The organism is Siphonobacter sp. (genome assembly GCF_048595215.1).
In the GTDB taxonomy this organism is placed as follows: Bacteria; Bacteroidota; Bacteroidia; order Cytophagales; family Spirosomataceae; genus Siphonobacter.
Window position 1 is genome coordinate 1 of sequence record NZ_JBMDWJ010000314.1, and the last position, 3,512, is coordinate 3,512.

3 protein-coding genes are annotated in these 3,512 nt (G+C 48.8%); 1 reads left to right on the forward strand and 2 read right to left on the reverse strand.

Annotated elements, in window-relative coordinates:
- Window positions 1–166: 166 nt before the first annotated feature.
- Window positions 167–1,039, reverse strand: coding sequence for a carbon-nitrogen hydrolase (locus tag ACOJTG_RS19300; RefSeq protein WP_104712478.1), 873 nt, complete (start codon window positions 1,037–1,039; stop codon window positions 167–169).
- A gap of 99 nt (window positions 1,040–1,138) precedes the next feature.
- A complete protein-coding gene (gene polX, locus ACOJTG_RS19305; RefSeq protein WP_420155321.1) occupies window positions 1,139–2,836 on the reverse strand; it encodes a DNA polymerase/3'-5' exonuclease PolX in 1,698 nt (565 codons plus the stop codon).
- Window positions 2,837–3,389: 553 nt separating this feature from the next.
- Between polX and ACOJTG_RS19310 the strand changes: the two genes are divergently transcribed.
- The coding region (locus tag ACOJTG_RS19310) for an NAD-binding protein (protein ID WP_420155322.1) at window positions 3,390–3,512 on the forward strand (123 nt) is incomplete at its 3' end.

Below are 3,512 nucleotides of genomic sequence, written 5' to 3' on the forward strand. Positions count from 1 at the left end.
ATAGCGAATGTCAAACAAGAGCATCGGTTCTGCAGATTGCAGGCCGAACTTGGCGGCACCGGATGCAGACGACCACAGGGCGGCGAACAGCAGGCCCGTACCACAAAATGAATTTTTCACAGGCAGAAAAAGAATGGCGGAACCTTGATTCCGCCTTCATCAATACTTATTCGTCAATAAATCGTTTCGTAATGGGCTGGTAGGAATCAATCCGGCGGTCGCGGAAGTACGGCCAGGTGGTACGAATGCGGTCGGCTGCTTCCAGATCCAGTTCCTGTACGTGTACCGTCTCTGCTTCGTGCGGAGCCAGATACAGCAAACCACCGTGGGGTTTGGCAATGAAACTACCGCCCCAGAATTGCTGATCGGCCTCCCGACCTACGCGGTTCACCGACACAACGTAGACGCCGTTTGCTACCGCGTGACTCCGCTGAATGGTCTGCCAGGCATCGTACTGCTCCTGATTCACCTGAGCGTCCGTTTCGTTCACGTCCCAGCCAATGGCCGTGGGGTAGAAGAGAATTTCGGCACCCATCAGAGCCGTAATCCGGGAAGCTTCGGGATACCATTGGTCCCAGCAGATCAGGACGCCAATTTTGGCAAACTTGGTATCGAAAACTTTGTAACCCAAGTCACCGGGTGTAAAGTAAAACTTCTCGTAATAGCCCGGATCATCTGGAATGTGCATTTTCCGGTATTTGCCCAGATACGTACCGTCGGCATCGAGCACGGCGGTGGTATTATGGTACAGCCCGGCGGCTCGTTTTTCGAACAGCGAAGCCACAATGACGACGCCCAGTTCAGCGGCAAGCTTGCTCATGCGATCGGTCGTAGGACCGGGAATGGATTCAGCCAGCGAAAAATTGTGGTGATCTTCCACGTCGCAAAAGTACAGAGACGTGAACAATTCCTGCAAACAGACAATCTGAGCCCCCTTGGCGGCGGCTTCGCGAATGCCCGCTTCGGCTTTCTGAATATTGGCTTCAACGTCCGCAACATTGGACATCTGAACCAGGCCTACGTTAACTTTTTTATTCATTTTGTTGATAAAAGAATTCCGACTTTGAGTTGAGTACCCGAAAAACGCTTCTTTACAAACGTGAGCGTAGCGTTTTGGTTCCGAAAAACCGGCTGGCTTTTAACCAATTTTCCGCTGGGTAAGGTACGCCTGCATTTCGGATTGAGTCAGTGTATTGAACGTCATTTGTCGCGTAAGGCCTCCCTTGCGGGCTACGGCCACGCCGTAATGCATATCCTGATAACCTTCGATGTGGTGAGCGTCGGGATTGATGGAAATACGCACGCCTTTTTCCAGGGCATACGGAATCCACCGCCAATCAGCATCGAGTCGGTAAGGGCTGGCGTTGAGTTCCAGCACTACGCCATTGGCCGCACAGGCATCGATGAGTTTCTGCTCATCCACGGGGTAGCCGGGGCGGGAGAGGAGTAACCGGCCCGTCGGGTGACCGATGATCGTCGTATACGGATTTTCAATGGCCCGAATCAGCCGTTGCATCGCTTTTTCCTCGGTCATCTTCAGGTTTGAATGCACGGAGGCTACGACAAAATCGAAGGTTTTCAGTACTTCGGTGTCGTAGTCCAGCGAGCCATCGCCGAGAATATCCGATTCGATTCCTTTGAAAATATGAAAAGCCAGACCTTCCGTTCGAAAGCGTTCGTTGAGCTGATCGATTTCCTGGTGTTGCTGGTAGATCCGTTCCTCATTTAGGCCGTTGGCATACGTAGCTGACTTGGAGTGGTCGGCAATGCCGAGGTACTGCAAACCCAGGTCCGCCGCCGCCCGGGCCATTTGTTCCAGCGTATGTTTTCCATCCGACCAGGTTGAGTGGTTGTGAACGGTACCTTTCAACGCCTCCCAGGTAATCAGGTCAGGGAGACGTTGCAGCGACTCCGGCGAAAGTTCGTCCGTCCCGTTTCGCAGTTCGGGCGAAAGATAAGGCAGTGCGAGGTCCGCGTAGATGGCTTCCTCCGTATCGTGGGGTTCTTTCAACGCCGTTTTTAGTAATGTCGAATGGGCAACGGGCTGCGTCAGGTGTTCCGGACTGGAAGAACGAATAAACACCTGATTGATAAAAGCCTGCGGACGACTGATGCGTACTTCAACGGGAATGTTTCGATCCAGAAATTTCCCCCGCCAGATGAAGGGTGTAGACGCTTTTTCGTCCTGCTGTACAAATTCAAGCGTATTCAGGAAATCTTGTACTTCTGCCGGGTTTTCGGCGGCAGTAACCAGTTGAATCAAATCTACGATTTCTGCTTTTTGACGCACCTCGCCCGTAATCTGGGTTGGAAACTGCTTTTCCAAGGCTTCGCAAAGTACCTCGGCTAGTACCTGAGCCACGTCCATGCGAAGTTTGGAAGACTTGGATTGCAGGAAAAGCAGATTGGTATGAATCGTTTCCTGGGTCTTTTCGCCAAAGCCCTTGAGCTTCGCAATTTCGCCGTTTTCGCAGGCCAGCAGGAGTTGCTGGGTATCGGTAATGCCGAGTTCCTTCCAGATGACCCGTATTTTTTTCGGACCAATTCCTTTAATTCGGAACATGTCCAGAATGCCTTCCGGGGTTTGGGCCAGGAGGTCATTGAGGTCTTTCAACGTACCCGTACAGCGAATTTCGTCAATTTTGCTAGCCATGCTTTTGCCCACTCCGGGCAGTAACGAAAGCTCGGCTAACGGTACCGTAGCGAGGTCAGCCGTCGTTTTATCCAGATTAAAGGCTGCATTCTGGAAATTTCGGATTTTGAAGTCATTCTCACCGTGCAATTCTAACAGCTTGGTGGTCAGTTCGAGTAGTTCGACAATCGCTTCGTTCGTCACAAGGCTTCTATTTTTAGGGAGCAAGTTAAAGCCAGATTTCAGTTTTTTCGTAGACATTCATTCATTTCAGCATAATCTACGTATAGTGCTTGGTGTTTGGCGATCTATTCTAATTTTTACAAACCAAAACCCGGTCAATGTACTATAAAGTACGAAGCTTGTACGGATCTACTGTGCTTGACGAACCTAATAAAAATGGAAGGTTTTATTGGTAGAGTTTAGCTACATATGGTATTTAAATAGTTATACTCAATACTTTCTTTTTAGGAATCTGAAAACCCTAAATCTTTCTTAGATATTAGAATTTTACAAAAAACAAATGGTTACTTTAAGGGTTATACTGCTAAGAGAATCAAAGGGAAGCACAAAAAAGTGCCTTGAAATTTGATAATTTAAATGTTAAATTGAATCCTTTGAATAATTAGTCAACCGTCAACTCAAATTGTGAACGGAAACTCAGGCTTTATCGGAAAAAATATATTTTTGTGCCAGGCATTTTAAAAATCCAATCGCCGTCGAAAGCCATTAAACTGTTCAACGAACTGTCCACATTATGAAATTAGCCGTTGTAGGCACCGGATATGTAGGCCTGGTTACAGGCACCTGCTTTGCTGAAACTGGAAACCAAGTGACCTGCGTCGACATCGACGCTCGCAAAGTAGAGAAGATGCGTAGC